General features: G+C 73.2%; 27 protein-coding genes, 1 tRNA gene and 1 pseudogene. 23 read left to right on the top strand and 6 right to left on the bottom strand.

What is annotated here, in order from left to right; all coding sequences use genetic code 11:
• Positions 1 to 20 precede the first annotated feature (20 nt).
• A complete protein-coding gene (locus ACGFWJ_RS23655; RefSeq protein ID WP_392952815.1) occupies positions 21 to 1,310 on the top strand; it encodes an FAD-dependent monooxygenase in 1,290 nt (429 codons plus the stop codon).
• 226 nt (positions 1,311 to 1,536) lie between these two features.
• Positions 1,537 to 1,731: a hypothetical protein gene (locus ACGFWJ_RS23650; RefSeq protein ID WP_392952813.1), complete on the top strand. Its 195-nt coding sequence runs from the start codon at positions 1,537 to 1,539 to the stop codon at positions 1,729 to 1,731.
• A gap of 54 nt (positions 1,732 to 1,785) precedes the next feature.
• On the opposite strand, the gene ACGFWJ_RS23645 is transcribed toward ACGFWJ_RS23650, so the two are convergent.
• Entirely contained in the window at positions 1,786 to 2,517 is a 732-nt protein-coding gene (locus ACGFWJ_RS23645) for a Clp protease N-terminal domain-containing protein (RefSeq protein WP_392952810.1), read from the bottom strand.
• A 189-nt stretch (positions 2,518 to 2,706) separates the two neighbouring features.
• Between ACGFWJ_RS23645 and sph the strand changes: the two genes are divergently transcribed.
• Positions 2,707 to 3,684 (top strand): sphingomyelin phosphodiesterase, encoded by a 978-nt coding sequence (gene sph / locus ACGFWJ_RS23640; RefSeq protein ID WP_392952807.1) that lies wholly within the window; start codon positions 2,707 to 2,709, stop codon positions 3,682 to 3,684.
• 68 nt (positions 3,685 to 3,752) lie between these two features.
• On the opposite strand, the gene ACGFWJ_RS23635 is transcribed toward sph, so the two are convergent.
• Positions 3,753 to 4,166, bottom strand: a complete 414-nt coding sequence (locus ACGFWJ_RS23635; RefSeq protein ID WP_387642332.1) for a VOC family protein — start codon at positions 4,164 to 4,166, stop codon at positions 3,753 to 3,755.
• Between the two features lie 10 nt (positions 4,167 to 4,176).
• The gene (locus ACGFWJ_RS23630) at positions 4,177 to 4,623 is read right to left on the bottom strand and encodes a helix-turn-helix transcriptional regulator (protein WP_387643028.1); all 447 of its coding nucleotides are present in this window, start codon (positions 4,621 to 4,623) and stop codon (positions 4,177 to 4,179) included.
• Positions 4,624 to 4,853: 230 nt separating this feature from the next.
• Between ACGFWJ_RS23630 and ACGFWJ_RS23625 the strand changes: the two genes are divergently transcribed.
• Positions 4,854 to 4,924: transfer RNA gene (locus ACGFWJ_RS23625), tRNA-Cys, on the top strand.
• A gap of 70 nt (positions 4,925 to 4,994) precedes the next feature.
• Positions 4,995 to 6,392: an NADP-dependent succinic semialdehyde dehydrogenase gene (locus ACGFWJ_RS23620; RefSeq protein ID WP_392952804.1), complete on the top strand. Its 1,398-nt coding sequence runs from the start codon at positions 4,995 to 4,997 to the stop codon at positions 6,390 to 6,392.
• 47 nt (positions 6,393 to 6,439) lie between these two features.
• On the opposite strand, the gene ACGFWJ_RS23615 is transcribed toward ACGFWJ_RS23620, so the two are convergent.
• Positions 6,440 to 6,703, bottom strand: coding sequence for a hypothetical protein (locus tag ACGFWJ_RS23615; protein WP_392952801.1), 264 nt, complete (start codon positions 6,701 to 6,703; stop codon positions 6,440 to 6,442).
• A gap of 104 nt (positions 6,704 to 6,807) precedes the next feature.
• Between ACGFWJ_RS23615 and ACGFWJ_RS23610 the strand changes: the two genes are divergently transcribed.
• From ACGFWJ_RS23610 to ACGFWJ_RS23570, 9 genes are all read left to right on the top strand, one after another.
• Entirely contained in the window at positions 6,808 to 7,464 is a 657-nt protein-coding gene (locus tag ACGFWJ_RS23610; protein ID WP_392952798.1) for a cupin domain-containing protein, read from the top strand.
• Positions 7,465 to 7,660: 196 nt separating this feature from the next.
• Positions 7,661 to 8,731, top strand: coding sequence for a hypothetical protein (locus ACGFWJ_RS23605; RefSeq protein WP_392952796.1), 1,071 nt, complete (start codon positions 7,661 to 7,663; stop codon positions 8,729 to 8,731).
• Positions 8,728 to 9,876, top strand: coding sequence for a hypothetical protein (locus ACGFWJ_RS23600; protein ID WP_392952794.1), 1,149 nt, complete (start codon positions 8,728 to 8,730; stop codon positions 9,874 to 9,876). The genes ACGFWJ_RS23605 and ACGFWJ_RS23600 overlap by 4 nt, the downstream gene beginning before the upstream one ends.
• The gene (locus tag ACGFWJ_RS23595) at positions 9,873 to 10,706 is read left to right on the top strand and encodes a hypothetical protein (protein WP_392952792.1); all 834 of its coding nucleotides are present in this window, start codon (positions 9,873 to 9,875) and stop codon (positions 10,704 to 10,706) included. The genes ACGFWJ_RS23600 and ACGFWJ_RS23595 overlap by 4 nt, the downstream gene beginning before the upstream one ends.
• 19 nt (positions 10,707 to 10,725) lie before the next feature.
• Positions 10,726 to 11,310 carry a hypothetical protein gene (locus ACGFWJ_RS23590; protein ID WP_392952790.1) on the top strand — a complete coding sequence of 195 codons (585 nt, stop codon included), beginning with the start codon at positions 10,726 to 10,728 and terminating at the stop codon, positions 11,308 to 11,310.
• Entirely contained in the window at positions 11,303 to 13,114 is a 1,812-nt protein-coding gene (locus ACGFWJ_RS23585; protein ID WP_392952787.1) for an asparagine synthetase B family protein, read from the top strand. Before ACGFWJ_RS23590 ends, ACGFWJ_RS23585 begins: the two co-directional genes overlap by 8 nt.
• A gap of 132 nt (positions 13,115 to 13,246) precedes the next feature.
• On the top strand, positions 13,247 to 14,569 hold the full coding sequence (locus ACGFWJ_RS23580; protein WP_392952785.1) for an aldehyde dehydrogenase family protein: 1,323 nt from the start codon (positions 13,247 to 13,249) through the stop codon (positions 14,567 to 14,569).
• Positions 14,570 to 14,670: 101 nt separating this feature from the next.
• On the top strand, positions 14,671 to 15,333 hold the full coding sequence (locus tag ACGFWJ_RS23575) for a Type 1 glutamine amidotransferase-like domain-containing protein (RefSeq protein WP_392952782.1): 663 nt from the start codon (positions 14,671 to 14,673) through the stop codon (positions 15,331 to 15,333).
• Between the two features lie 46 nt (positions 15,334 to 15,379).
• Positions 15,380 to 16,174, top strand: coding sequence for a phosphotransferase (locus tag ACGFWJ_RS23570; protein ID WP_392952780.1), 795 nt, complete (start codon positions 15,380 to 15,382; stop codon positions 16,172 to 16,174).
• A 43-nt stretch (positions 16,175 to 16,217) separates the two neighbouring features.
• Here ACGFWJ_RS23570 and ACGFWJ_RS23565 read toward each other — a convergent pair whose 3' ends face one another.
• Positions 16,218 to 16,757: an AAA family ATPase gene (locus tag ACGFWJ_RS23565; RefSeq protein WP_387642363.1), complete on the bottom strand. Its 540-nt coding sequence runs from the start codon at positions 16,755 to 16,757 to the stop codon at positions 16,218 to 16,220.
• A gap of 137 nt (positions 16,758 to 16,894) precedes the next feature.
• On the opposite strand from ACGFWJ_RS23565, the gene ligD reads away from it, so the two are divergent.
• The 9 genes and pseudogenes from ligD to ACGFWJ_RS23520 all read left to right on the top strand — a co-directional run bounded on the left by ligD (position 16,895) and on the right by ACGFWJ_RS23520 (position 24,376).
• Positions 16,895 to 17,839: a non-homologous end-joining DNA ligase gene (gene ligD, locus ACGFWJ_RS23560; RefSeq protein WP_392952947.1), complete on the top strand. Its 945-nt coding sequence runs from the start codon at positions 16,895 to 16,897 to the stop codon at positions 17,837 to 17,839.
• Between the two features lie 129 nt (positions 17,840 to 17,968).
• The gene (locus ACGFWJ_RS23555) at positions 17,969 to 18,157 is read left to right on the top strand and encodes a YegP family protein (protein WP_387642368.1); all 189 of its coding nucleotides are present in this window, start codon (positions 17,969 to 17,971) and stop codon (positions 18,155 to 18,157) included.
• A 256-nt stretch (positions 18,158 to 18,413) separates the two neighbouring features.
• Positions 18,414 to 19,520 carry an NUDIX domain-containing protein gene (locus ACGFWJ_RS23550; protein WP_392952777.1) on the top strand — a complete coding sequence of 369 codons (1,107 nt, stop codon included), beginning with the start codon at positions 18,414 to 18,416 and terminating at the stop codon, positions 19,518 to 19,520.
• A gap of 65 nt (positions 19,521 to 19,585) precedes the next feature.
• Positions 19,586 to 19,996, top strand: coding sequence for a DUF6188 family protein (locus ACGFWJ_RS23545; RefSeq protein WP_392952775.1), 411 nt, complete (start codon positions 19,586 to 19,588; stop codon positions 19,994 to 19,996).
• Between the two features lie 47 nt (positions 19,997 to 20,043).
• Positions 20,044 to 20,805, top strand: a complete 762-nt coding sequence (locus tag ACGFWJ_RS23540) for an HAD hydrolase family protein (protein WP_392952772.1) — start codon at positions 20,044 to 20,046, stop codon at positions 20,803 to 20,805.
• Between the two features lie 103 nt (positions 20,806 to 20,908).
• On the top strand, positions 20,909 to 22,108 hold the full coding sequence (locus ACGFWJ_RS23535; RefSeq protein ID WP_392952769.1) for a DUF5685 family protein: 1,200 nt from the start codon (positions 20,909 to 20,911) through the stop codon (positions 22,106 to 22,108).
• Positions 22,109 to 22,138: 30 nt separating this feature from the next.
• Positions 22,139 to 22,666 (top strand): GNAT family N-acetyltransferase, encoded by a 528-nt coding sequence (locus ACGFWJ_RS23530; protein WP_392952766.1) that lies wholly within the window; start codon positions 22,139 to 22,141, stop codon positions 22,664 to 22,666.
• Positions 22,667 to 22,724: 58 nt separating this feature from the next.
• Positions 22,725 to 23,385: pseudogene (locus ACGFWJ_RS23525) on the top strand (class I SAM-dependent DNA methyltransferase).
• An 82-nt stretch (positions 23,386 to 23,467) separates the two neighbouring features.
• Positions 23,468 to 24,376: a DUF4232 domain-containing protein gene (locus ACGFWJ_RS23520; protein ID WP_392952763.1), complete on the top strand. Its 909-nt coding sequence runs from the start codon at positions 23,468 to 23,470 to the stop codon at positions 24,374 to 24,376.
• Positions 24,377 to 24,507: 131 nt separating this feature from the next.
• Here the strand turns inward: ACGFWJ_RS23520 and ACGFWJ_RS23515 are convergent, their stop codons facing one another.
• Positions 24,508 to 26,469, bottom strand: coding sequence for an amino acid transporter (locus tag ACGFWJ_RS23515; RefSeq protein ID WP_392952760.1), 1,962 nt, complete (start codon positions 26,467 to 26,469; stop codon positions 24,508 to 24,510).
• Positions 26,470 to 26,727: the final 258 nt, after the last annotated feature.

Genomic DNA, 26,727 nt, shown 5'->3' with positions numbered 1-26,727 from the left:
GAAGAACTGGGGGTTCGACGGTGCGCGGTACTGCGGTGGTGGTCGGTGGCGGGATCGGCGGCTTGGCGGCCGCGCTCGGACTGCGCCGGGTCGGCTGGGACGTGACGGTGCTGGAGCGTTCCGAGGTGCCGGACGACGCCGGGGCGGCGATCTCGCTGGCCGCGAACGGGCTGCGGGTGCTGGACGAGCTCGGCGCGGGCGAAGCGGTCCGGGCCGCCTCGCACGGTCAGTACCGGGGCGGCACCCGCAGGCCGGACGGGCGTTGGCTGGCCCGGATGGACGGGGCCGCGCTGGAGCGCGCGGTGGGCAGCCCGATCGTCGGCATCGCCCGCGCCGACCTGCACCGGCTGCTGCGGGCCGCGCTGCCCGCCGAGTCGCTGCTGATCGGCGTCCGCGCGCTGACGATCGACCAGGACGGGCCGGGGCAGGACGGGCCTGGGCAGAACGAACCAGCGCAGAACGGGCCTGGGCAGAACAGGCCTGGGCAGAACAGGCCTGGGCAGAACAGGCCTGGGCAGGTCCGGGTCGGCTGCTCGGACGGCACGCGGTACGCCGACCTGGTGGTCGCGGCGGACGGCGTCGGCAGTCGGCTGCGCGGCCTGCTGCTGCCGGAGCACCCCGGCGCGGTGGCCACCGGTGCGGCCGTGCTGCGCGCGATCACCGATCAACCGGTGGCGCTGGACGGCGAGTTCGAACTGACCTGGGGTCGCGGCGCGGAGTTCGGCCACATCGTGCTGCCGGACGGCCGGGCCGAGTGGCACGCCGTCCTTCCGCTGCCGCCCGGCACCCGGTTCGCCGATCCGCTGGCCGAGTTGCGCTCGCGCTTCGGCGACTGGCACGAGCCGATCCCGGAACTGCTCGCGGCCACCCCGCCGGACGCCGTACTCCACCACGACCTGCGCGAACTGCGCACCCCGCTACCGACGTTCACGGTCGGCCGGGTCGCGCTGCTCGGCGACGCGGCGCACGCGATGACCCCGCACCTGGGCCAGGGCGCCTGCCAGGCGCTGGAGGACGCGGTGACCCTGGCGGCCGCCGTCGCCGGCGCGCCCGACCTGCCGTCCGCACTCTCCCGGTACGACGCGGTGCGCCGCCCGCGCGCCCAGGCCGTCGCCCGGGCGGCCCGGCAGGCGGGACGGATGGGGCCGAGACTGTCGCACCCGCTCGCGGTGGCGGTCCGCAACACCGCGATGCCGCTGATGCCCCCGGGGCCGACGCTCCGGGCGATCCTGCGCCACCACGTCTGGGAGCCACCCACCCTCGACCGGACGCCGCCCCGCCCCGGCGAATCGGCCACCCAACTCGCATAGCAGGGACCGCAGTCGGGCAGTCAGCAGATGACCGTACCTTCACCGGCGGCCCCGCCCACCACCGCCGACCGCTCCGAGGAGAAACACCGTGGCCCCGCAGAAATCCCCGTCCGGCAAACCGACCGGCATGGGCGGCGCACCCCCACCGCCGCCCGGCCCGGCCAACCCGCCACCCCCACACACGAAGTATCAGGTGTAGCGGGCAACACGTTCCCGGAGGGCGGCCATGCGCATCCTCCGCAAGGCCGAGCCCCTTCCTCCCGCCGTCGAGGAGACCACTCCGTACCACCTGCCCGACATGGCGCGGCCGACCGAGGCGCCCGCGTCCGGCACCCTCGCCGCAATCGTCGACCATCTGACAGAACTTCGGGTCCAGGCCGTTGCCGCCGCGTTGAGCGTCCACTCCGAGCGATCGCGGTGACCGCGACGGCGGGCCCGCCCCTCGTTCTGGGCGGGCCCGCCGGGTCTTGAACGGTCAGGCGTCCTGGGTGAGTTGGGCGAGGACCTCGAGGAGGGCGGCCTCGGCGGCGGTCTTGTCGAGGCCGAGGTCGGTGAGGATGCCGGCGCCGGCCTCGTGTTCGAGGAGGGCGAGCAGGAGGTGTTCGGTGCCGACGTAGTTGTGGCCGAGGCGGAGGGCCTCGCGCATGGAGAGTTCGAGGACCTTCTTGGCGCCCGCGTCGTAGGGGATGAGGGCGGGGACGTCCTCGGCGGCGGGCGGGAGGGCGGCGAGGGCGGCCTCGCGGACGGCGTCCAGGGTGATGCCCCGGCCGACGATGTAGGCGGTGCCGAGGCCCTCGGGTTCGGCGAGCATGCCGAGCACCAGGTGCTCGGGGCGGATCTCGGGGCTGCCGGTGTCCTTGGCGGCCTGGTGGGAGACGACCACCACGTTGCGGGCGCGGGGGGTGAAGCGGTTGAAGCCCTGCGCGGTGTCGATCTCGCGGACCTCGCCGGGGTCCTTGGGGACGAAGCGCTTCTGGGCGGCCTGACGGGTGACGCCCATGCTGCGGCCGATGTCCGTCCAGGACGCGCCGGAGCGGCGGGCCTGGTCGACGAAGTGGCCGATCAGGTGGTCGGCGATGTCGCCGAGGTGGTCGGCGACCAGGACGGCGTTGGACAGCTGGTCGAGCGCTTCGGGGTACGACTTCTTGATGCCCTCGATCAGGTCGTCGAGCCGGATGGAGGTCTTCACTCCAGAGGTGTCAGCCATGAGGCAACCTTAGGTTGACAGTTGGGGGGTGTCAACCGATGGTTGACACCTGTCGCAGCGGCCGTTTTCTACCCGTCGGTAGGGGGTGTTTCGGTCGAGTTCACCCACCCGCCGCCCGGTGTCTTGTCCGCGTCACGAAGGCCCGAGTTGACTGCACAACATCGATCGCCCCACACCCCCGGAGCCTCCATGCCCGCCACCCGCACCACCCGCCTCGCCGCTGTACTCGCCGCCGCCGCAGCCCTGTTGACGGTTCCTCAGGCCGCCGCGCACGCCGAGAGCGCGCCGCTCACCGTCGCCCCGCTGAACGTGCTCACCTACAACACCTTCCTGATGAGCACCAACCTTTACCCCAACTGGGGCCAGGCCTACCGGGCGCAGGCCATCGCGGGCGCGGACTTCTTCCAGGGCCACGACGTGGTGGTGCTGCAGGAGGCCTTCGACAACGCCACCTCCGACGCCCTGGTGTCGAAGGCCTCGGCCGCGTACCCGTACCACACGCCGGTGGTCGGCCGCTCCACCAGCGGGTGGGACGCCACCTCCGGCAGCTACAGCAGCACCACGCCGGAGGACGGCGGGGTGGCGCTGCTCAGCAAGTGGCCGATCCTGCGCAAGGAGCAGTACGTGTTCAAGGACGCGTGCGGCTCGGACTGGTGGTCCAACAAGGGGTTCGTCTACGCGCAGATCAACGTGAACGGGCAGCGCACCCACGTGGTCGGCACCCACCTGCAGTCCACCGACTCGGGCTGCTCCAGCGGCCAGGCCGCCGACATCCGGGGCAAGCAGCTGCGCGCGATGAAGGCGTTCCTGGACGCCAAGCAGATCCCGGCGAGCGAGCCGATCGTGGTGGCCGGCGACCTGAACATCGACTCGCACGGCAGCGAGTACCCGGCGCTGCTCTCCAACGGCGGCCTGGCCCCGGCGAGCACCCGGGACGGCTGGGCGAACTCCTTCGACACGGTCGACAACTCGATCGCCGCCTACCGCTACCCCGGCGAGCCGAAGGAGGACCTCGACTACGTCCTCTACCGCGCCGACCACGCCCGCCCGGCGCAGTACACCAACACCGTGCACCGCTTCCACAGCGCGCCGTGGACGGTCAGCAGCTGGGGCACCTCGTACACCTACACCGACCTGTCCGACCACTACCCGCTGATCGCGGGCTGACCGGTTCCGTCAGCACGCGGATGGCTGCCGCCAGGGCCTCTCCCCGGCGGCAACCATCCCCAGAAGGGTCAGCGGCGCGGCTGGGCGAAGCGAACCATGTTGCCCGCCGGGTCGCGGAACGCGCAGTCGCGCACCCCATACGGCTGGTCCATCGGTTCCTGGAGCACGTCCGCACCGGTGGCCCGGATCTTCTCGAACGTCGCATCGCAGTCGGCGGTACGGAAGTTGACGGCGCGCAGCAGGCCCTTGGCGAGCAGTTCGGCGGCGGCCTGCCGGTCGGCGTCGGTGGCGCCCGGGTCGGCGACGGGGGGTTCCAGCACGACCTCCACGTCGGGCTGGGAGGCCGAGCCGAGGGTCACCCAGCGCATCCCCTCGAAGCCGACGTCGTTGCGCACCTCCAGCCCGAGCGCGTCCCGGTAGAAGCCGAGCGCGGCGTCGTGGTCGTCGACGGCGATGAAGCACTGCGAAAGCTTGATGTCCATGACCCCGACGCTACTGACCGGCGCCCGCTTCCGCTTCTCCGTTCCTGATCGGCTTCGCCGCGTCGGCGCCGGTACGACTGGCGACCGCGCTGCCCGGCCGGCCGGTGTCGGTGCCGCGGATCGGGCGGGTCAGGTACATCGCGACGCACGCGGTGATGTGCTCGGCGGCGCTGTGGTCGCGGGCCCGGTAGGCGCTGGGGCTCTCGCCGACCAGTTCGGTGAAGCGGGTGCTGAAGGACCCGAGCGAGGTACAGCCGACGGCCATGCAGACCTCGGTGACGGACAGGTCGCCGCGCCGCAGCAGTGTCTTCGCCCGCTCGATCCGCCGGGTCATCAGGTAGCTGTACGGCGTCTCGCCGTACGCGGCGCGGAAGCTGCGCTGGAAGTGGCCGACCGACATCAGCGCGACCTTGGCCAGCGCCGCGACGTCGAGCGGTTCGGCGTAGTCGCGGTCCATGGTGTCGCGGGCCTTGCGGAGCCGCTTCAGGTCGTCGATCTGCACGCCGCCCAGGGTAATCGCCCGGCGTGAGGCGGCCACCCCACCGTCGATCAAAAGGTGATCACACCGGCCCGACCCGGAAGCGCCTCAACAGGCGGACGATTTCGGCGAATTGCCCGACACGCCGGTGCGTCGCGCCGCAGTTCAGCGGCATCTCCCGCTAGTTTTTGAGTCACGCGAGGGAGCCCGGTGGAGTGGCCGAGCGGCGAGGCAGCGGCTTGCAGGGCCGCTTACATAGGTTCGATTCCTGTCTCCACCTCCTCGCTCCCTTCGAGGTCCGCCCCCGCCCGGAAGAGGCCGGGCGGCATCGAAGGAGGAGTGGTTTTCCGATGCCCATCGCCACCGTCAATCCGGCCGACGGCCGTACCGTCGAGGTCTTCGATCCGCTGGACGAAGCAGGCGTGGAAGCCCGGTTGGCACGCGCCCAGTCCGCGTTCGAGTCCTGGCGGCTGAGCGCGTTCCCGCAGCGCACCGAACTGATGCACCGGGCAGCCGAGTTGCTGGAGAAGAGCAACGAGGAGATCGCCCGCACCATGACACTGGAGATGGGCAAGCCACTGGCCCAGGCCCGCGCCGAGGCCGCCAAGTGCGCGAAGTCGATGCACTGGTACGCGGACCACGCGCAGGCGCTGCTCGCCGACGAGCATCCGGCGGCGGCCGACATCTCGGACTCCGGTGGCGCGTCGGCGTTCGTCCGCTACCGGCCGCTCGGCCCGGTGCTGGCGGTGATGCCGTGGAACTTCCCGTTCTGGCAGGTGATCCGGTTCGCCGCACCCGCGCTGATGGCCGGCAACGTCGGGCTGCTGAAGCACGCGTCGAACGTGCCGCGCACGGCGCTCGCGCTGGAGGAGCTGTTCGCCCGCGCCGGGTTCCCGCAGGGGTGCTTCCAGACGCTGCTGATCCCGTCCCGCGCGGTGGAGGCGGTGATCCGGGACGAGCGGGTGACGGCGGTGACGCTGACCGGCAGCGAGGGTGCGGGCCGTGCGGTGGCACGGGTGGCCGGCGACGAGGTGAAGAAGACCGTCCTCGAACTGGGCGGCAGCGACCCGTTCCTGGTGCTGCCGTCGGCGGACGTGCGGGCCGCGGTCGCGAAGGCGGTGACGGCCCGGGTGCAGAACAACGGCCAGTCCTGCATCGCGGCGAAGCGTTTCATCGTGCACACCGACGTCTACGACCAGTTCCTGGCCGGTTTCACCGCCCGGATGCGGGACCTCGTGGTCGGCGACCCGATGGCGGACGCCACCGAGGTCGGCCCGATCGCCACCGAGCAGGGCCGCACCGACCTGGAGGAGCTGGTCTCCGACGCCGTCCGGCACGGCGCGAGCGTCACCTGCGGCGGCGAGCGGCCGGACGACCCGGCGCTGACGGACGGCTGGTACTACCTGCCGACGGTGCTGACCGGCATCACGCCGCGGATGAAGATCCACCACGACGAGGCGTTCGGCCCCGTCGCCACCGTGTACCGGGCCGCCGACCTGGACGAGGCGGTGGCGATCGCCAACGACTCACCGTTCGGCCTGAGTTCCAACGTCTGGACACGCGACGAGACCGACCGGGAGCGCTGCGTGCGCGACCTGCGCGCGGGCGGCGTGTTCTTCAACGGGATGACGGCCTCCCACCCGGCGTTCCCGTTCGGCGGGATCAAGCGCTCCGGCTACGGGCGGGAGTTGTCCGGTCACGGCATCCGCGAGTTCTGCAACATCACCACGGTGTGGTCCGGCAGCTGAGAACGCGCTGCGTGGTCCGGCGGCGCCGGACCTGCACCCATCGGTGATCACGCCGCGTGGCGGGCCTGATGGTGCGGGTGGGCGTGTTCGTGGCGGCCCCAGAACTGCGAGACGAAGGCCACGATGGTCGCGCCCCACACCACCGAGAACACGATCAGCAACCAGAGTTCGGTCACCTGCGGGGCGACCAGGGCCAGGCCCAGCGAGAGGGCCAGCAGGAAAACCAGCGAAGAGTTGTGCTTTTCGGTCAGCCAGGCGTACGTCCCCCGCACCGGACGAGGTCCCGAGGCTCCGGCAGCAGTCGCGGGCATGGCTCTCACCTCCGCAGAGTTCAGCATTTGTTCGAGTATGGCGCCGGTCAGCGCACCCGGCAGCCCGGGTAGCATCACCGCGAGCACCGACGAGGGAGTCGCGAGTGTCGATACGCGGGGGGCTGCGCAGCCTGGAACGACAGGCGTCCGCGCTGCCGGACGGCGCCGAGCTGTTCCGGCTGCGCCCGGACGGGCGGGTGCTGCGGGCCGACCGGGCGGGGGTGCGGGAACTCGGGCCGCAGGACCCGGACAGCGGGCTGTTGCGTTTCATCGACGACCAGCAGTACGCGCACTACTTCATCGGCGACGCGGCGACCTCGCCGGAACGCCCGTCGAACGCCACCTACAAGCTGGGCCTGGTCGCGCCGCACACCGCGTTCACCCCGCACGCGCACGGCGGTGAGCACCTGGTGCTGGCGCTCGGCCCGGCGTCCTGCGGGCTGTACGACGCGCGCCGCCGCCGGGTGGTGGCCGTCGACCTGGCGCCGGGCACGCTGATCCGGATCCCCGAGCTGATGCCGCACTCGTTCGGCAACCGCAGCGACGACCGGCTCGCGATCCTCGCCGCGAACACCGGCTACGGCATCGACCACGAGGACTACGCGATCACCGCCGAGGTCGCCGAGCAGCGCGGCGAGCGCGAACTCGCCGCTGCGCTACGGGAGGTGACGTCCCGTCAGCGGATGGGTACGGTGACCGTGCGGGAGCGACTGGCGCACCGGCTGCACCGGATCGCGGCGGCCCTCGAGGACTCCCGGTGACGTCGGCGCCGTCGGCGCCGTCGAAGACGCCGACCACGCCCACCACTTCGGCCATCTCGCCCGCTTCGCCCACCACTTCGACCGCCTTGCCGGCTTCGCCCACCACTTCGACCGCCTTGCCGGCTTCGCCCACCACTTCGACCGCCTCGCCGACCAACTCTCCGATCGAGCACGCCCCGACCCGGGAGAACGCCCGATGATCTGTCCGAACTGCCGGACCGACCGACGCCAGCGCGAGCGCACCGGACACACCTGCTCGCACTGCAAGAGCAAGTTCGCGCTGGACCCGAAGGTGGAGCCGGGCCGGCTGCACGACCTCAAGTTCCGCGAGCTGGTGGCCAAGGGGACCACCGGCGACCTACGGATCACCGTGGAACAGCTGTACTGGCTCAACGAGCGCCGCCTGCACCGCTTTCCGGGCGGCGAGGAGCGCGCCGGGAGCGTCGTGGGCGGCGCCGTGCTGGTGGTGATCGCGGTGATCACCGGCTCGCTGACCATCGGGATCGGCAGTTTCGCCTGGTTCCTGCTGGGCCCGGTCACGCTGGTCGCCGCGAGCCTGGCAGTGCAGCAGTTCCGGGGCGCGGGGCGGCTCCGGTCCGATGCCCCGTTGCGGCCGCAGGTGTCCTTGACCGATTTCGAGCGCCGGGTGATCGGCCGGTGGCGCGAGGTCTACCGCGAGCTGCCGGCCGGGCTGGTGGAGCACCCGCCGATCGGTGCGAAGCCGACGACGGTCAAGGCGCAGGCCGTGGTGCTGTGCGAACTCCCGTCGGTGGCGGCCTTCCTGCGCACCAACAACTTCGCGGAGCGCCACCGGGTGCTGCTGGTCGACGAGTTGGCGAACGTCCCGGCCGCTCTGCCGGTCGTGGTGCTGCGTGATCTGTCGCTGAGGGCGCTGGCCCGCACGGTGGCGGTCCGGGAAGCGCTTCCCGGGCGGCGGGTGGTGGACTGCGGGCTGCTGCCGCGCACGGTGCTCGCACCGGCCAAGGCGGTCCGGCTGCGCGACAACGCGGGGCCGCGCCGGGCGCCGTCGGCCCTGGGCGCCTCGCCGGGCTGGCGGCGGCTGGCCGACCGGGAGCGCAACTGGCTGGCGAACGGCTGGCACTCGCCGCTGATCACCCTGCCGCCACCGAAGCTGCTCGCCCTGGTCGAGAAGGCCGTCGAACGGGCCGTCGCCGTACCTGCCCCTGCCGCGGAGACTCCGGCCGAGACCCGGCGGCGCGCCGAACGGATCGGCTTCCTCACCTGGCCGCCGGGCGGTGCGCGGTGATCTGTCCGCACTGCCGGGAGAGCGTGGGCCGGCGCGAACGGCACGGGCACCGCTGCTCGCGCTGCCGCCGGACGTTCGCGCTGGACCCGAAGTCGGAGCCCGGGCGGCTGCACGACCTCAAGTTCCGGGAGCTGGTGGCCAAGGGCACCGGCGGCGGCCTGCGGATCACCGTGGAGCAGCTGTACTGGCTCAACGAGCGTCGTCTGTACGGGTTTCCGGGCCCGAAGGAGCACCGCAAGCACCTCGTGATCGGCACCGTCGCCGCGGTGTGCGCGGTGGCGGCCGGTTCGGTGGCGGCGGGCATCGACAACGAGTCCTGGTTCCTCTTCCTGGGCTTCTGCGCGGCGGCCGCGGCCACGCGTGCGATGCGCGATTTCCACCGGGCGTGGCGCACGCGGGCCGGGGCTCCGCTGCATCCGCGGCTGACGCCGACCTGGTTCCAGTACCAAATCATCGACCGCTGGCGGGAGGTCTACCTCCGGCTGCCGGACGGGCTGTTGCAGCACCCGCCGGCCGACCCGAAACCCGGCACCGTCGAGGCCCGGGCCGTACTGCTGTGCGAACTCCCGTCCGTGGCGGGCTTCCTGCGCGCCAACGAGTTCGCCGAACGCCACCAGGTGCTGCTGGTGGACGAGTTGGCGAACGTCCCGGCCGCGCTGCCGGTCGCGGTGCTGCGCGACCTGTCGCTGTCGGCGCTGGCCCGGACGGTGGCGGTCCGGGCCGCGCTGCCCGGGCGCCGGGTGGTGGACTGCGGACTGCTACCGCGCGCGGTGTTCGAACCCGCGAAGGCGGTGCGGCTGCGCGACTGGACGGGATCGCCGGCTCCGGCGGCGCTGGCGGCCTCCCCGGGCTGGCAGCGGCTGACCGGCCGGGAACGCGACTGGCTGACGGTCGGCTGGCACTCGCCGCTGATCGCCATGCCGCCACCGAAGCTGTTCGCCCTGGCCGAGAAGGCCGTCCAACGGGCCCTCGCCGACCCCGCAACGGCGGCCGAGACCCGGCGCCGCGCCCAGCGGATCGGCTTCCTCACCTGGCCGCAGGCCCTGCCCGCGCCGCCCCCGGCCGCCGACGCCCCGTCGGCCCTGCCCGCGCCGCCCCCGGCCGCCGACGCCCCGTCGGCCCTGCCCGCGGACGGTGCCCGATGACGGAGGGACGCGGGTTGATCCCGATACCCGACCGGCTGCTCGACCTGGCCGTCCGGCGGGCCGCCGAACGCTGCGCGCATCCGGGCCATCTCGCCTTCACCGCACGGCAGTTGTACTACGAGACGGACCGCACGCTGCTGCCGCTGCACCGCGGCCCGCACCGCCTGCGCTACACCACCCGGCCGCTGCTGTCGGCGGAGCGCTTCGCGGCCTCGCTCGCCCGGCAGCCCCAACTACCGGTACTGCCCGACCTGGTGGCGCCCCGCCCGCACCGGCCGGGACCGGAGGGCGACCTGTACGACTACGCGTTCCCCCGGCTGCTGGTCTGCCAGGATCCGGCGATCGCCGCGATGCTGCTCGCCAACCGCCTGCACCTGGAAGGCGCTTGCCCGATCCTCACTCCGGAACGGCTGCCGCTGGACGCCCGGCTGCTGGCCGCGCTGGAACGGGCGGAGGGCGCGGTGGTGCACGTGCTGCACGACGCCTCGCCCGCCGGGCTGGAGCTGTTCCGCCGGGGACGGGAACACGCCGGCCCCCGGCTGCGGGTGCGCACCATGGGCCTGCTGCCCCGCCACGCCGCCGCCCTGCACCTGGCCGCGCTCGCCGGTCAACCACCGTGCGACGCCGACGACTTGCCGCCCGAGCTCCCGGCCGCGGAGCGCAACTGGCTGGCCCGGGGGCGGGTCGCGGAGCTCGCGGCCGTCCGCCCGGCCCGACTGCTGCGGACCGTGCTGCGCACCGTCCGCGGCGGCGGCTTCGCCCCGCCCGCCCGTCCGGCCGCGCCCACCCGGGCCCGCGACACCGGCTTCCTGACCTGGCCGACGCCCTGACCCCCGAGGACTCCGGACAATGACCCAGCCACCCGAAATCACCTACAGCGACGAGCTGTTGGCCGACGGCACGGTGCACCGCCGGTACTCCGACGGCCGCAACGAATGGCGCACCCGCCACCCCGACGGCCGGATCCACTGGCGCGACGACCGGGGCGACTCCGGCACCGACGAGCGGCTCGGCCGCGACCTGGTCAAGCGCTCGCACACCGACGGCCGGAAGAGCTACGGGCGCGACATCGGCTACGGCCGCACCGTGTGGGGCCAGGGCCGCTACGTGCTGGTCAACCGCAGCTCGTTCCCCGGCCGCCTCGGCGTGGTGCTGGGCGCACTCGGCCTGGGCGCCGGCATCGCGGCCGCGCACTACGCGCCGGAACTGCTGTCGATGGACGAGGAGGAGGAGTTGCGCCGCCAGGCCGAACGCGCCCGCTCCTCGGGCGGTGACGGCGGCGGTGGTGACGGCGCCGGTGGTGAAGGCGGCGATGACGGCGGCGGGTTCGACGACGGGTTCGACGACCACGGCGGCTTCGGCACCGCCGGGGACGGCGACGACGGCAGCGACCCGGCGGACGGCGGCGCCTGGGACGCTGATGACTTTGGCTGAGTCGCACCGCCTGGCCACGCCCGCACCCGCCGGGCCGCGGGCCCCGCACCGCCCGGCCCGCTACTCCGTGCTGTCCCTGCCCGCCAGCGGCCCCCGGCGCCCCGAACCCGGCCTGGTGGCAGGCCCGTTCGAGACCCAGGGCCGCTGCGTCTCCGCCGCCCTGCTGACCGGAATGCCCGGCTTCGCGGAAGGCCCGTTCACCGTGGACGGCCGCACCGCCGTCGGCGAAGTCACCCTGCACAACCGGGACGAGCTGCACGCCACGCTGGCCGCCGCCGGGCACCCCGCCGAACCGGCCTGCCCGGACGGTGAGTTGCTGCTGCGCTGCTGGCTGGCACTCGGCCCGGACGGGCTGCGGCCGGCGGACGGCCTGTTCACCCTCGCGGTGCTGGACGGCCCCGATCTGGTACTGATCCGCGACCAGATGGGCGCCCGCACAGCATTCCACTGCCGCACCCGGGACGGCGGCTGGGCGGTCTCCAGCTCGCTCCTCCACCTGCGCCAACGCCCGGACGTGGACACCGGGTTGGACCTCGCCGCCGTCCGCTCCTTCCTCACCTTCGCCTACCTGCCCGGCACCGAGACGCTGCTGCGCGGGGTGTCCGAACTGCTGCCCGGCAAGGTGACCCGCCTGGGCGCGGACGGCGAGGTGCGGGTCGAGGAGTACTGGGAGCCGCAGGCCGGTTCACCCGATGTTGATCTGACGATCAGTCACCACGGCTCGGTTCTCCGGGAGTTGCTGGAGCGGGCGGTGGCCCGACGGCTGCCGGACGGGGAGGACGTGGCCGTCCTGCTGTCCGGCGGGGTGGACAGTTCGCTGGTGACGGCACTGGCCGCCCGGCTGCACGACCGGCCGGTGCACACCTACTCGATCAGCTTCGGCAACGAACTGCCCAACGAGCTCGGCTACTCGGGCCTGGTCGCTACGCACTGCGGCACCCGCCACCGCGTCCTGACCGTGCCCGGAGAGCAGGTCGCGGCCCGCCTCGCCGACACCGTCGCGCTGCTGGACAGCCCCGTCGGCGACCCGCTCACCGTGCCCAACCTGATGCTCGCCGAGGCCGTCGCCGGCGACGGGCTGAGCGTGTCGCTGAACGGCGAGGGCGGCGACCCGGTGTTCGGCGGGCCGAAGAACCTGCCGATGCTGGTGTTCGAGCTGCTCCGCGACGACCCGTCCGAACGAGCCCGCGCCGACGCCTACTTGCACACCTACCGCAAGTGCTGGGAGGACCTGCCGGTCCTGCTCACTGGCGAGGCCCTGGCCGAACTCGACGCGCTCGGCCCCGCCGCACACCCGCGCCGGCACGTCGCGCCGTACCTCACGGACCGCCGAATGCCGTCCCTGCTCGACCAGTTGCTGCACTGCAACCTGCGCACCAAGGGCGCCCACCACATCCTCACCAAGGTGGAACGGCTCACCTCCTCGCAGGGCATCCAGGGCCGCTCGCCGCTGTTCGACCGGCAGGTGGTGGAGCACGCGTTCGCCACCCCTCCGACGCTCAAACTCCGGGCCACCGAGGAGAAGTGGATCCTCAAGGAGGCCGTCCGCGACCTGCTGCCCGACACCGTCACCTACCGCCCCAAGAGCGGCATGCGGGTGCCCGTACAGCAGTGGCTGCGCGGCCCGCTCGCCGAACACACCGCCGACCTGCTGCTCGGCCCCACCGCCCGAGCCCGCGGCCTGTTCCGAGCCGACACCGTGCAGACCTGGATGCGCGGCGGCGGCCTGCTGCTGCCCCGCCAGGGCGGCAAGCTGTGGCTACTGCTCACCCTCGAACTCTGGCTGCGCGCCTACGACTTGTGACCACTGACGCACCGCCGCCCACCCTCGAACCCTGGCTGCGCGCCCACAACTTATGACCACTGACGCACCGCCGCCCACCCTCGAACCCTGGCTGCGCGCCCACAACTTGCGCCCCCTGATGGAGACCGCCCGATGAAGCTGACCGACCCCCGCACCGGCGCCCACCGCCGCACCCTCGAGGCCTCCCGCGAGCCCGAGGTGGCCGCCGCCGTCGCCACCGCCAGGGCCGCCCGGCCCGCCTGGTCCGCGCTCACCCCGCGCGAGCGGCACCGCCGGCTCACCGCCCTCGCCGACCTGATCGAGCAGCACGCGGACGACTACCTGGCCGCCGAGTGCGCAGGCACCGGCAAGCCCGTCACCGAGGCGGCAAATGAGATCGCCGAGGTCGCCGACCTGTTCCGGTTCTACGGCGGCGCCGTCCGGGCCGGCACCTCCCCCGCCGCCGGCGACTACCTGGCCGGGCACCAGAGTTGGGTCCGCTGGGAGCCGGTCGGCGTGGTCGCGGCCATCGTGCCGTGGAACTACCCGCTGCTGATGGCCGGTTGGCGCTGCGCCCCCGCCCTGGCCGCCGGCAACACGGTGGTCCTCAAGCCCGCCGAGACCACCCCCGACAGTGCGCTGCTGCTCGCCGAGCACGCCGAACAGGCCCTCGGGACAGGCGTGTTGACCGCCCTGCCGGGCGACCGGGAGACCGGCCGGCTGCTGGTCCCGGCCGGCTGCGACCTGATCGCGTTCACCGGCAGCCCCACCGCGGGCGCCGACATCACCGCCCACGCCGGCCTCACCCCCGTCAGCCTCGAACTCGGCGGCAACAGCCCGGTGTTGGTGCTGCCCGATGCCCCCGCCGACACCTGGCAGCAGCTCGCCGCCGCCAGCACCTACAACGCCGGTCAGAGCTGCGCAGCGCCCGCCCGGGTCATCGTCCTCGACGAGACGTACGAGCACGCCGTCACCGCGCTCGCCGCCGCCATGGCCGAACGCCACGCCGGACGCGACTTCGGTCCGCTCAACAACCCCGACCAGGCGGCCCGTTACGACCGGATCGTGGCCAAATCGGCCGCCCGGACCGCCCACACCGCGCCCGGCCGCACCGACGGCCTGTGGCGTCCCGCGACCGTCCTCGCCGAGCTGCCCGCCGACGACCCCGCCGTGGTCGAGGAGGTCTTCGGCCCCCTCCTCACCGTCCAGCGCGCCGCCGGCCTCGACGAGGCCGTCGCCCTCGCCGAATCCGTCCCGCAGGCCCTCGCCGCCTCCGTCTGGACCACCGACCTCACCACCGGCCTCGCCCTCACCGACCGCCTCTCCGCCGGCGAAGTCTGGCTCAACTGCCACCTCGCCCAGTCCGCCGAACTCCCCCACAGCGGCCGCCGCGGCTCCGGCGCAGGCACCGACCTCTCCACCCTCGCCCTGCGCGAATACCAACGACCCAAGACCGTCACGGCCCGCCTGGTCTGACCCACCTGCGTGCCACACTGCCGACAACCCACGCCCCGCCCCGCCAGGGCGGGCTCCAGGACCCTATCCGCAGGGACGGATCGCCCTGCGCGGGAGGCATCGTGAAACTGCTCCTCACCTCCGCCGGAGTGAAGAACCCGAGCATCCGGCAGGCCCTCGTCGAACTCCTGGGCAAGCCCGTCGAGGAGTCCGACGCCCTGTGCATCCCCACCGCCGGCTACGGACACCCCATGGGGAGCCCGGCCGGAGCGTGGCGCTTCATCACCGGGCGGTCCACCACCCCGATGTGCGAACTCGGCTGGAAATCCATGGGCGTCCTGGAACTCACCGCCCTGCCCAGCATCGGCGCCGAGCGCTGGCTGCCCTGGGTCCAGCAGGCCGACGTCCTGCTCGCCAACGGCGGTGACGCGCTGTACCTGTGCCACTGGATGCGCCAGTCCGGCCTGGCGGAGCTGCTCCCCTCCCTGCACGAGAAGGTCTGGGTCGGGCTGAGCGCCGGCAGCATGGTGATGACGCCCCGCATCGGGGCGGAGTTCGTCGAGTGGACGTCGCCCACGGGCACCGACGAGACCCTGGGCCTCGTCGACTTCTCCCTCTTCCCGCACCTGGACCACCCGGCCCTGCCGGAGAACACCATGGCCGACGCCGAACGCTGGGCGGCCGCCCTGCCGAACCCGGCCTACGCCATCGACGACGAGACCGCCGTCAAGGTCGCCGACGGAGTCGTCGAGATCGTCTCCGAGGGCCACTGGCGACTCTTCTGAACGCTCGGACCGCCCTCTTCCCCGGGCCCGGTGGGACGATCAACGAATGGATGAGCAGCAGTTGACGGGCGGGCTGGCCAACGCCGGCGCGGTGGTACGACGCGGAGCGGTGGTGGACCGCCCGGCCGGGCCCAACGCGCCTGCCCTGCACGGGTTTCTGCGGGCACTGCGAGCGGGCGGGTTCATGGACGCGCCACTGCCGGCGGGTGAACCGGCAGGCGGGCGCGAACAGTTGGAGTTCCTGCCGGGCGACGTCGCGGTGCCGCCGTACCCGGCATGGGCGCTGAGCGAGGACGCGCTGACGTCGGTGGCCCGCCTGCTGCGGCGCTGGCACGACGCCTCCGCCCGCACGCCGTTCGACCCGGTGGCGGCCTGGCCCGGCGAGTTCGCCGATCCGGAGGGCGGCCCGCTCCTGTGCCACAACGACGTGTGCGTGGAGAACGTGGTGTTCCGCACCGGCAGGGCGGCCGCACTGATCGACTTCGACTTCGCCGCCCCCGGCCGCCCGATCTGGGACGTGGCGATGACGGCCCGCTACTGGGTACCGGTACTCGACCCGACCACGGCTACCGAGACCGCCCGAGCCCACCTCCAAGTCCCGCACCGCCTGCGCCTGTTCGCCGACGCATACGGCCTCTCCCCGGCCGACCGCCTGGCACTGCCGTCCGTCCTTGAACAGACCACCGCCGTCTGCCGAACCTTCGTCACCCACCGGGTCACCGCCGGGGACGCCGCGTTCACCGCCTACTTCGACGCCCACGGCGGCTGGGCCCGCTGGGACCGGCTGCAATTCTGGCTCGCCGATCAACGGCCGCTCCTGGAACGAACGTTGAAGGCTTGACGCACGAACGGCGGGCGCACGGTCCGATGGAGCGGTCCATGCGTCACCGGCGCGCCAAGGCGGCGGCAATCAGGTCGGCCCGATCGGGGACCGGCGCGGGCGGAACATCGATCAGGTGGAAGCCGAAGTGCCGGTAGCTCTCGCGGTGGACGCGCTCGAAGTCCAGTGAGGCGCGGTAGTCGATCCGGCGGGCGGCGGTGCGGGTGACGAATCCGATCGGGCGGATCAGGAACACCTCGCGCCGATAGGTCCGGGTGTCGACGATCCGTTCCAGCTCGGCGGCGAGCGCGGGCGGGACGGGCCGGCCGAGGTAGACGGCCAAGGCGTGGGTGCACACCGGTGAGCGGTCGAACAGCCGGTGGCGGCCGGGCGGCGGGGCCGGGTCCTGCCGGGCCTGTTGCAGGGCGAGCACCAGGGAGACGAAGCCGTCCGCGGTCCACGGTTCCGGGTCGCCCGCGGCCTGTTCCCGGGTGATGACGTCGGTCGCGGCCTCGGGCACCACGTCGTGGCCGCGGGCGGCGAGTTCGCGCAGCACGGTGGTCTTTCCGGCGCCGGGCGCGCCGGTGAGGATCCAGCGGGGCATGACGGGCGGCCACTCCTTCGGTCCCGGTCGGGGCGTCAGCGTAGCGCGCGCGGGGCGGGCCGCCGGGCGGGTGAGGGCCGGTTCGCGGGGCGTGGGTGGCGGGAACGGCTGGCGGGGTGAGCGGTGGTGGCGGAGTGATGCTGGCGGTGTCGAGCACCCGGCGGGTGTTCGACGAGGGGTGGCTGCTGGAACGGAAGTGGGACGGGATCCGGGCGCTGGCGGTGCGGGACGGCGCGCGGGTGTCCCTGCGGTCGCGGACCGGACAGCAGCTGGAAAGCGCTTACCCGGAGCTGGTGGCGGCGCTCGCCGCGCAGCCGGTGCCGAGGTTCGCGGTGGACGGCGAGATCGTCGCCTTCGAGGGCGGGCGGACCAGTTTCGCCCGGCTCCAGCAGCGGATGGGGCTGCACGATCCCGTACGCGCGCTGGCCAGCGGCGTCGCGGTCGAGTACGTGCTGTTCGACCTGCTGGCCCTGCAGGGGCACGACACCACGGGGCTGCCGCTGCTGGACCGCAAGCAACTCCTCACCGAGGCGGTCGAGTTCAGGAAGCCGCTGCGACTGTCCGAGTACACCGCCGCCGAACCGGGCGTCCCCGTCCCGCTCGCCGAGGCGTGCGCGCACGGCTGGGAGGGCCTGATCGCCAAGCGCGCGGCGGGGCGGTACCTGGCCGCCCGGTCCGGCGACTGGCTGAAGCTCAAGTGCGAGCGCGGGCAGGAGTTCGTGGTCGGCGGCTGGACCGAACCGGCAGGCAGCCGCGAGGCGTTCGGCGCACTGCTGCTCGGCTACCACGAACCCGGCCACCAGCCCGGCCTGCTGCGCTACGCGGGCAAGGTCGGCACCGGATTCGACACCCGCACGCTCCGCGCCCTGCACCGCGTCCTACGCCAACTCGCCGCCCCCGTCAGCCCGTTCGACCCGGCCGAGGACGTACCGCTGCGCACCTCGCACTGGGTGCGGCCCGAACTGGTGGTGCAGGTCGGCTTCACCGAGTGGACCCGCGACGGCCGGCTCCGCGCGCCCCGTTACCAGGGCGTACGCACCGACCGCCCGGCCGCCGAAGTGGTCCGCGAACCCCCGGCCTGACGCAAGAGCCCGGCCCGCACACCGCTGCACCGGATGGCCGACCCGGCGCGCGACGCTCCCGGGCAGTCCGTACGGTGCCGTTGCAGGGGGTTGACCGGGGGGCTACCCGAGCGAGAGGTAATCACTGGCATGGCTGGGAAGTTCGAACTGTACGTAGACGATCAGGGCCTCCACCGCTTCCGCCTGAAGGCGAGCAACGGATCGATCGTGGTGACCGGAGAACCGGAGGAGTCCCGCGAACAGTGCCTGAAGAGCATCGAGTCGATCCGGAAGCTCGCACCGTACGCGCAACTTCAGGAGACCGGCGCGAACGCGTGACCCGGGCAGTGTGAGCGCGGAGCACCAGCGGCGTGAGCACCGGGCACGAACGGCGCGCGCCGGCACGTGCGGCGTGAGCGCCGAAAAGCACACCGCCGAGCACACCGCCGAGCACACTGGGCCCGCACCTTCGGCCCCTGTGGCGAGCCTGTGACCGACCCGGCGGGTTGTCACGGGCTCGTCGCCATCACGGTTCGCCGGCCCGCACTGCGGCATGCTGAAGGCAGCGAATGCGGACCGGGCGAGGGGGTTGGCGATGGCGGGACGTGAACTGCTGGCGGCGGCGGGGGTGCTGTTCCCGGACGAGCAGGGCCGGGTGATGGTGGCCCGGGTGTCGTACCGGGCGAAGCACCCGATCGAAGTGCCGGGCGGCGGCTGGGACGCGTCCGACCCGTCGCCCCGGCACACCGCCGTCCGGGAGATCCAGGAGGAGTTGGGCATCACCCCGGTGCTGCGCGAACTCGCCTGCCTGGACTGGTCGCGGGACCACCACCGGCCGCCCATCGCGGCGTTCCTGTACTGGGCGGACCCGCTCACCGAGGCCCAGCTGGCCCGAATCCGGCTGGAGGCCGAGGAGTTGGACGCGCTGGTGTACCTGACGCCGGAGCAGTTGATGTCGGCGCTGCCGCCGCTGCTGTCCCGGCGGGTCGGGTCCTGCGCGCTGGCGCCGCGTTCGGCGGCGCCGCTGGAGCTCGCGGACGGCCGGCCGGTCGGCCACACCGCCCTGCACCTGCGCCCGTGGCCCGCCCCGGCGTACACCGGCCCGGCCGGGATCGCGGCGCTGCTGCCGCCCGGCAGCGACCGGCCCGCGCCGCCGCCACCGATGGACCGGGACACGTACATCGCGAGCCGTCCCCGGATCCGGGCGAAGGCGCGGACGCTGTTCACGGACGAGCAGGGCCGGGTGCTGCTGGTGCGGTTGGTCCCGTGGAACGGCCAGACGGCGTGGGTGCTGCCCGGCGGCTCGATCGAGGCGGACCGCGAACTGCCCCGCGACGCCGCCCGGCGGGAAACCCTGGAGGAACTCGGCTGGCAGCACGAACCGGGCCGGCTGCTGGCGATCGACTGGGTGCCCTCGGTCGGCGACGAACTCCCGCGCACCGTCCTGGTGTTCGACGGCGGGACGGTGACGGCCGAGCAACTGTCGACGATCCGCCTCCAGGAGGAGGAGATCGCCGAATGGGGCCTGTTCACCCCCGAGGAGGCGCAACGCCTGCTGATCCCGCCCATCGCGCACCGGCTGGCCGCGTGCCTGGCCGTCCGCGCCCTCCCGGCCGGCGCGGGCCCGGCCGAACTGCTGAACGGCGTACCGCACTCGGGGTCGCCGGCGGTCGCCGCCGAACCGGACGGGTCGCACGGGTAGCGGGACCGGTCGCACGGGTAGCCGGGCCCGCGCGGCGGGAAGGTACGAGCAAGGAGGTGGCGACGATGGAACGGTCGGCGGAGCAGGTGCTGGGCCTGGACGGTTGCGTGGTGCGGTCGTTGGGCGGCGGCGACCGGTTGGTCTTCCACCTCGACGGCGGGCTGCGGCTGACGGTGCGCAACGACTTCCGGCTGCTGCGCGGCGCGAAGGTCGACCACTTCTACCCCACGCTCGGCGTCATCCCGTCCGGCGCCCTCGGCCCGCTGGCGCACGCCACGGTCACCCGCGCCACCGTCACCCCCGCCGGGGGCCTGCACCTCGCCTTCGACACCGGCCACCTCCTGGCCGTCGCCCCCGACCCGACCCCCGGCGGCCCCGTCCACCCGTGGCAGCTCGCCTCCCCCACCGGCCCCCTGTTCACCGGCGGGCCGGACGGCGGGCCAGGCAGTGAACCGGACGGCGGGCCACCTGTTTGAGCGGGGGTGAGCTCGGCCGGAGGTAGGAGGCTCGTTAGGCTCCGACCATGATCATCCCTCCCGCCCGCACCACGGTCTTCGACATCGACGGCACGCTCTGCTTCGACGGGAGGACGATCGACGCCCGGATCCTCTCCGCCCTCGACGCCTGCGAGCGGGCCGGCCACGAGCTGGTGTTCGCCTCCGCCCGGCCGATCCGTGATCTGCTGCCCGTCCTGGAGGGCGCGTTCCCCTGCTCGACGCTGATCGGCGGCAACGGCAGCCTGGTGTCGGTCGGCGGGCGGGTCCGGATGCGCGCCGCGTTCTCGGCCGCGAAGCTCGCCACCCTGCTGGCCGAGGCCGAGCGGTTCAAGGCCGGCTATCTGGCCGACGGCCCGTGGGACTACGCCTACACCGGCCCGGCCGATCACCCCATCCTCGAGCGCGTCGACCAGAACCGGGTGGCCCGCCGCGTCGAACTCGCCGAACTCCCGGCCGTGGTGAAGCTTCTGGTGGTCTCCGCGACCGACCTGCCCGCCCTCGCCGCGTCCTGCCGCGCGCTCGGATTCTCCGTCAACCACCACTTCGACGAGGGGATCATCGACTTCGCGCCCGGCACCACCGACAAGCGGGAGGCCCTGGTCTCGCTGGGCATCGACCACTACAACGCCTTCGGCAACGACATCAACGACTTCTCCCTGCTCCGCGACGCCCACCACGCCGTCCGCGTCGGCACCCACCCCGCCCTCGACGGCGTCGCCGCGGTGACGGTCGCCCCGCACCCGGAGGCCGTCGCGGCGGAGATCCTGCGCCTGGCGGCCACAGCCTGACGCCGTAGCAGCCCGGAGCGCCCCGGAACCTTCCAAGGTGAGGCAGCGTCACTAGGATGGCGGCTGGTCAGGGCAGGTTGGGCAAGGTAACGGGGGCGGGGAATTGTTCGGAATCATCAGACCGTGTCGGCACCGCTTGTCGGAGCGGCTGCACGCGTCCTGGATGGCACACCTGTGCGGGTTGTGTCTGGCTCTGCGGGACGATCACGGGCAGTTGGCGCGGACGGCGACCAACTACGACGGCCTGGTGATCTCCGTGCTGGTGGAGGCGCAGTCGCCGCGCGCCGCCGATCGCCGGACGGCGGGGCCGTGCCCGTTGCGCGGGATGCGGACGGCGCCGGTGGCGCGCGGCGAGGGGGCGCGGCTGGCGGCGGCGGTCTCGTTGGCGCTGGCGTCGGTGAAGGTCCGGGACCATGTGCTGGACGGCGACGGGGTGTTCGCGCGCCGGCCGGTCGCGGCGGGGGCGCGCCGAATAACCCGGCGCTGGGAGCGGCAGAGCACGGGCAGTGCGGCGGCGGTCGGCTTCGACACGGGGGTGCTGCTGGCTGCGGCGGGCCGGCAGGAGGAGGCGGAGCGGCTGGTGACGGCGGGCGGTCCGCTGCTGCTGGCGACGGCGCCGACCGAGGAGGCGACGGCGGCGGCGTTCGCGCACACGGCGGTGCTGGCGGGCCGTCCGGGCAACGCGGCGGCGCTCGCCGAGGCGGGCCGGCTGTTCGGGCGGCTGGCGCACCTGCTGGACGCGGCCGAGGACCGGCAGCAGGACGAGGCGCAGGGGCTGTGGAATCCGCTGGCCGTGTCGGGCACCTCGCAGGAGGAGGCACGACGCCTGTGCCGGGACGCCGTGCACGGCATCAAACTCGCCCTGGCCGAGGTGGAGTTCACCGATCGGGCGCTGGTGCACCGGCTGCTGGCGCACGAGACCGGCGAGGCGGTGGACCGGGTGTTCGGCCGCGCCGGGCATGTCTGCGCGAGCACCGCGCCGCCGGGCACGGACCCCGACGCGCCCGCCGGTCCCCACCAGCCGCCGGGCCCGCCGAAGCCGCGCCGGGACACCATCGTGGGGTGCGCGGTCTGGCTGACGATGGCCTGCACGTGCCAGTTGCTGTGCTGCGAGCACGACAACCCGTTCTCCCGGGAGCGCCAGAAGGGCTTCTGCCAGCGCAACTGCGACTCCGCCTGCGACTGTTGTGACTGCTGCAGCGGGTGCGACGGGAGCTGCTGCCAGTGCTGCGGCGACGACGGCTGTTGCAGTGCGTGCGACGGCTGCGGGTGCGACGGCTGCGGCGGATGCGACTGTTCGTAGTCCCGAGAACCGGAACGAGTGGAGCAAGTCATGGGTGACACACCGGAGTTCACGGCAGCGGCCGAGCTCGCCGACTGGGGCTGGCCGGAGGTGCTGGCACTGGGCGGCGGCGCGGCCGACCCGTTCGAGACCAGCTCGTACGACGTGACGTGGCGGCCCAAGGACCGGCACTTCGGCGTGTGGCACGAGGGCCGGGTGGTCGCGCACGCCGGGCTGGCGGTGGGGACGGTGGAGGTCGGCGGGCAGCGCTTCGACGTCGCGGGCGTCGGCGGCGTCATCGTCGAAAGCAGCCTGCGCGGCCACGGCCTGGCCCGCCTCGCCGTCACCGGCGTGCTGGACGCCGCCCGCGCCGACGGCCTGGACCGGGCGCTGCTGTTCTGCCTCCCGAGCCGCGCCCCGCTCTACACCCGCCTCGGCTTTCTCCCCCTGCCCGAGCCGGTGACGGCCGACCAGCCCGCCGGCCCGGCGCCCGTCCCGCTCGGCGCGATGTGGAAGCCGCTGACGCCCGGGGCCGATTGGCCCGCCGGCCCGGTCCGGCTGCACTCGCTGCCGATGTGAGCCGTCGGTGATTCGCCGACCGGGCCCGGAAGTTGACCACTGGACTACGGTGTCGGGCATGAACGCGGACAGCTGGCTGACGGACACCCGGGACTCCTACGACACCGTCGCGGTCAGCTACGCCGACTGGATCCGCGAGGCACTGGCCGGGGCGCCGTACCTCCGCGCCGCCCTGGCCGTGTTCGCCGACCTGGTGCGCACCTCCGGCGGCGGGCCGGTGGCGGACGTGGGCTGCGGCCCCGGGCATGTCACCGCCCACCTGCACGAGTTGGGCCTCGACGCGTTCGGCATCGACCTGTCGCCGGGGATGATCGAGGTGGCCCGGCGCGATCACCCGGGCCTGCGATTCGAGGTGGGCACCATGACGGACCTCGAGCTCGCCGACGGGTCGGTCGCCGGGACTGCTCGCCTTCTGGTCGCTGATCCACGTCCCCGACGAGGTGGTCCCGGCGGTCCTCGACCAGTTCCGGCGGGTGCTGCGTCCCGGCGGGCCGCTGCTGATCGGCTTTCACGTCGGCACCGGGTCGCGGCTGAAGACGGAGGGCTACGGCGGCCACCCGATGCGGGTCCACGTCCACCGCCGCTCGCCCGACCGGGTCGCGGCGTGGCTGCGCGAAGCCGGGTTCACGGTCGAGGCCCAGCTGCTGACCGACCCGGACGCCGAGGTGCCGGGGGCCATCCTGTTCGCCCGCCGCCCGCACCGCAGCGATCAGGCGTGAACTGACAACCGTTGCAAGGCTGTTGCCCGGACCGTGACGGGCGTCACGGACCGGCCCGCCCGCGACGTGATCAACTCGTCGAATGTCTGCCACCGCCACGCGACCCGCCGCCGCCCTCGTCCTCACCGCCGCCGCGCTGCTCGTCGGGTGCGGGTCGGTGACGGCCACCGGCGGCGGGTCGGCCGCGCCGTCGACGAGTGCGGGCCCGTGCGGGGTGCCGTTGGAGCGGCCATTGGACGGGTGGTCCCGGGACGGGGTGCGGATTCTCGCGGTGAACGACGCCTGCGCGGAGTTCGAGGTGACCAACGCGGGCAGCGAGGCCGCGGACTTCTCGGTGCTGTTCGGGTGGACGGGCGTCGGCCAACGCCTGGACACCAGCCCGACCGGCACGGCAACGGCGGTCCCGCCGGGCGCGAGCGTCCGAGGCCGGGTCGAGGTCGGCACCCCGAACCCGGCGCGCACCACCGCGTCCCTGCCGCCGATCGTCCCGAACGTGAAGATCACCCTGGTGCGCAGCGTCCCGACGGCCGAGGCGCCGTCGAAGGGCGGCCCGTGCCCGGCGTCGGGGGTGCGGCTGTACGCGGACCAGGGCGATGCGGCGATGGGGCTGCGGGTGGTGGGCCTGCACCTGGTGAACTGCGGGACGTCACCGGTGACGGTGGACGGCTACCCGCAGGTGCAGGCACTGGACGAGCAGCACCGGCCGGTGGACGCCTTGCAGGTGCTGAAGGGCGGTGCGGCGATCGCGGCCGGCACCGGCGCGGACAACCCGCCGCAGCGGATCACGCTCGGGCCGGGCGAGGGCGCGCGGTCCACGGTGGTGTGGCGCAACACCAACAACGACACCGCGGTGGACCCGGTGAACGCCCCGTACCTGCGGGTCCGGGCGACGCCCGACGCGGCGCCGGTGATGGTGACCCCGGAGCTGGACCTCGGCACCACCGGCCGGCTCGGCGTCGGCGCGTGGGCCCGGGAGAACTCCCCGTCCTGAGCCGCTGACCGACCGGTCCCGGAAAACGCTTTCCACCACTCCGAACCGGTCCCGGAAAGCGCTATCCGAAGCCGCTGACCGACCGGTCCCGGAAAACGCTTTCCACCTCTCCGAACCGGTCCTGGAAAGCGCTATCCGACGTGCACCCGCGGCCGCCGGCTGCGATCGGGCTCGGCCTCGCGCAGCACCTCGCGGGTGACGGGCGCGACCTCGCCTTGGCCGAACAGGAAGAACCGCAGGAACTGGGCGAACGGGCTGCCCTCGGTCCACTCGAAGTAGATGTGCGGCAGCTGGCCGGTGGTGTCGCGGACGTGCAGCAGTATCGCGGCGAGCGCGTTCGGCACGCTGGAGTGCTCGAGGGTCAGCACCCGGTAGCGGTCGTGCAGCACCTCGCCGCGGACCTTCAACTCGGCCTCGAAGTCGGACGGGTCGAGCACCGTGACCTCGACGAACACCAGGTCGTCCTCGACCGGGATGTCGTTGTCGGCGCGGATCTGGTGCACCTTGTCGCGGTACTCGGCGAGGTCGCGGGTGGCCGGCTTGGTGGCGATGAATCGGATCGTCCGGTGCGCGGTGTCCCGCACGAAGCGTTCCGCGACGGCGTCCAACTGGACGTCGGTGACCCGTAGTTCGAAGGACCGGGCGAGCCGGGAGGCGAGCGAGACCAGCACGATGGCCGCGATGAAGCAGGCGCCGATCTTCACGCCGTCGGGGCGTTCGGCGATGTTGATGACGGTGGTGTAGACGAACACCGCGGCGATGATCGCGAAGCCGATCGTCCACCGGTGCTGCCGGGCGGCCCGCGCGGCGATGGTGACGGCGATCGCGGCCGAGGTGATCAGCACCAGCACGCCCGTGGCGTACGCGCCGCCCTGCTTGTCGACGTTGGCGTCGAACAGCCAGGTGATCACGAAGGCGATGCCGGTGAGCACCAGCACCATCGGCCGCACGGCCCGGGCCCAGTGCGGGGCCATGCCGTAACGCGGCAGGTAGCGCGGCATCAGGTTGAGCAGTCCGGCCATTGCGGACGCACCGGCGAACCACAGGATGGCGATGGTCGACAGGTCGTAGACCGAACCGAACGCGTTGCCCAGGTAGTGGTGGGCCAGGTACGCGAGGGCGCGGCCGTTGGCGGGGCCGCCGGTCTTGAAATCGTCGGCGGGGATCAGCAGCGTGGTGATGAAGCTGGTGGTGATCAGGAAGCAACTCATGATCACGGCGGCGGTGGTGAGCAGCTTGCGGGCGCCGCGGATGCGCCCGGTGGGCCGGTCCTCGGTGTCCTCGGGGTCGCCCTCGATGTGCGGCATCACGGCGACGCCGGTCTCGAAGCCGGACAGACCGAGCGCGAGCTTGGGGAAGACCACCAGCGCGACGCCGATCATCACCAGCGGATTGCCGTGCTCCACGCTGAGCGCGTGCGTCCAGTCGGTGATCACCGACGGCGCGGTGATCACGTGCCACAGGCCGACGGCGACCACCACCACGTTCAGTGCCAGGTAGACCGCGACCAGGACGACCGCCACACCGATCGCCTCGCTGAAGCCCTTCAGGAAGACGCCGCCGAGCAGCGCGATCAGCAGCAGGGTGATCACTACCTGGTGGCCGCTGAGCACGCTGTTCAGGTGCGGGTTCTCCACCAGGTGCGCGGTGGCGTCGGCGGCGGACAGCGTGATGGTGATCACGAAGTCGGTGGCGGCGAAGCCGAGCAGCGCCAGGACGAACAGCTTGCCCTTCCAGAACGACAGCAGCCGCTCCAGCATCGCGATCGAGCCTTCGCCGTGCGGGCTCTCCTGGGCGACCCGGCGGTAGACGGGCAGCGCGCCGAGCAGCGTGACGGCGACCAGCACGATGGTGGCGATCGGGGAGAGCAGGCCGGCGGCGAGGGCGGCGATGCCGGGCTGGTAGCCGAGGGTGGAGAAGTAGTCCAGGCCGGTCAGGCACATCACCCGCCACCAGCGCTGCCCGTGCTGCTGGTCGGTGGCCTGGGCGTGCGGGCCGGGGTGCTGCTTGGCCATGTCCGACAGGCCTTCCAGCAGCCAGGCCCGAAGGCGCTCGCGCGCCGAGCCGGCGTCCGCGGGGGCGGAATCGACCACTGTGCTGCTCCTGTCGCGAGGTCGGTAGCCCCGGGCCGCCGGACGATCCGGCCCACCGGGCGGACTCCCACGTCAATGTAGGTCACCTCCGCCACCGTCCAGGGCAGGCTGGAGCGTAACGTCCCCCATCTGCCCAGGTCGGGACCGGTCCCTGGTGCTTGACGTCCCGTTGGGGTGGCCTTGGCCCACTGTTTGCCCGCCCGGTCGGGCACGAACCGGGGCGACGGACGGACGACCGACGGACGACCGGCGGACGAC

It is taken from the genome of Kitasatospora sp. NPDC048407 (genome assembly GCF_043200475.1).
Lineage (GTDB): Bacteria > Actinomycetota > Actinomycetes > Streptomycetales > Streptomycetaceae > Kitasatospora.
The sequence above is the reverse complement of the archived record's forward strand: the minus strand, read 5'-3'. Positions and strand labels throughout refer to the sequence as shown.

Excerpts from the sequence above, each read along its gene's own strand:
- ACGFWJ_RS23580 (WP_392952785.1), top strand. The coding sequence starts at position 13,247 with ATGAAGCTGACCGACCCCCGCACCGGCGCCCACCGCCGCACCCTCGAG.
- ACGFWJ_RS23620 (WP_392952804.1), top strand. The coding sequence starts at position 4,995 with ATGCCCATCGCCACCGTCAATCCGGCCGACGGCCGTACCGTCGAGGTC.
- ACGFWJ_RS23605 (WP_392952796.1), top strand. The coding sequence starts at position 7,661 with ATGATCTGTCCGAACTGCCGGACCGACCGACGCCAGCGCGAGCGCACC.
- ACGFWJ_RS23540 (WP_392952772.1), top strand. The coding sequence starts at position 20,044 with ATGATCATCCCTCCCGCCCGCACCACGGTCTTCGACATCGACGGCACG.
- ACGFWJ_RS23595 (WP_392952792.1), top strand. The coding sequence starts at position 9,873 with ATGACGGAGGGACGCGGGTTGATCCCGATACCCGACCGGCTGCTCGAC.
- ACGFWJ_RS23550 (WP_392952777.1), top strand. The coding sequence starts at position 18,414 with ATGGCGGGACGTGAACTGCTGGCGGCGGCGGGGGTGCTGTTCCCGGAC.
- ACGFWJ_RS23635 (WP_387642332.1), bottom strand. The coding sequence starts at position 4,166 with ATGGACATCAAGCTTTCGCAGTGCTTCATCGCCGTCGACGACCACGAC.
- ACGFWJ_RS23650 (WP_392952813.1), top strand. The coding sequence starts at position 1,537 with ATGCGCATCCTCCGCAAGGCCGAGCCCCTTCCTCCCGCCGTCGAGGAG.
- ACGFWJ_RS23615 (WP_392952801.1), bottom strand. The coding sequence starts at position 6,703 with ATGCCCGCGACTGCTGCCGGAGCCTCGGGACCTCGTCCGGTGCGGGGG.
- ACGFWJ_RS23630 (WP_387643028.1), bottom strand. The coding sequence starts at position 4,623 with ATGGACCGCGACTACGCCGAACCGCTCGACGTCGCGGCGCTGGCCAAG.
- ligD (WP_392952947.1), top strand. The coding sequence starts at position 16,895 with ATGCTGGCGGTGTCGAGCACCCGGCGGGTGTTCGACGAGGGGTGGCTG.
- ACGFWJ_RS23590 (WP_392952790.1), top strand. The coding sequence starts at position 10,726 with ATGACCCAGCCACCCGAAATCACCTACAGCGACGAGCTGTTGGCCGAC.
- sph (WP_392952807.1), top strand. The coding sequence starts at position 2,707 with ATGCCCGCCACCCGCACCACCCGCCTCGCCGCTGTACTCGCCGCCGCC.
- ACGFWJ_RS23570 (WP_392952780.1), top strand. The coding sequence starts at position 15,380 with ATGGATGAGCAGCAGTTGACGGGCGGGCTGGCCAACGCCGGCGCGGTG.
- ACGFWJ_RS23530 (WP_392952766.1), top strand. The coding sequence starts at position 22,139 with ATGGGTGACACACCGGAGTTCACGGCAGCGGCCGAGCTCGCCGACTGG.
- ACGFWJ_RS23565 (WP_387642363.1), bottom strand. The coding sequence starts at position 16,757 with ATGCCCCGCTGGATCCTCACCGGCGCGCCCGGCGCCGGAAAGACCACC.
- ACGFWJ_RS23645 (WP_392952810.1), bottom strand. The coding sequence starts at position 2,517 with ATGGCTGACACCTCTGGAGTGAAGACCTCCATCCGGCTCGACGACCTG.
- ACGFWJ_RS23520 (WP_392952763.1), top strand. The coding sequence starts at position 23,468 with ATGTCTGCCACCGCCACGCGACCCGCCGCCGCCCTCGTCCTCACCGCC.
- ACGFWJ_RS23545 (WP_392952775.1), top strand. The coding sequence starts at position 19,586 with ATGGAACGGTCGGCGGAGCAGGTGCTGGGCCTGGACGGTTGCGTGGTG.
- ACGFWJ_RS23555 (WP_387642368.1), top strand. The coding sequence starts at position 17,969 with ATGGCTGGGAAGTTCGAACTGTACGTAGACGATCAGGGCCTCCACCGC.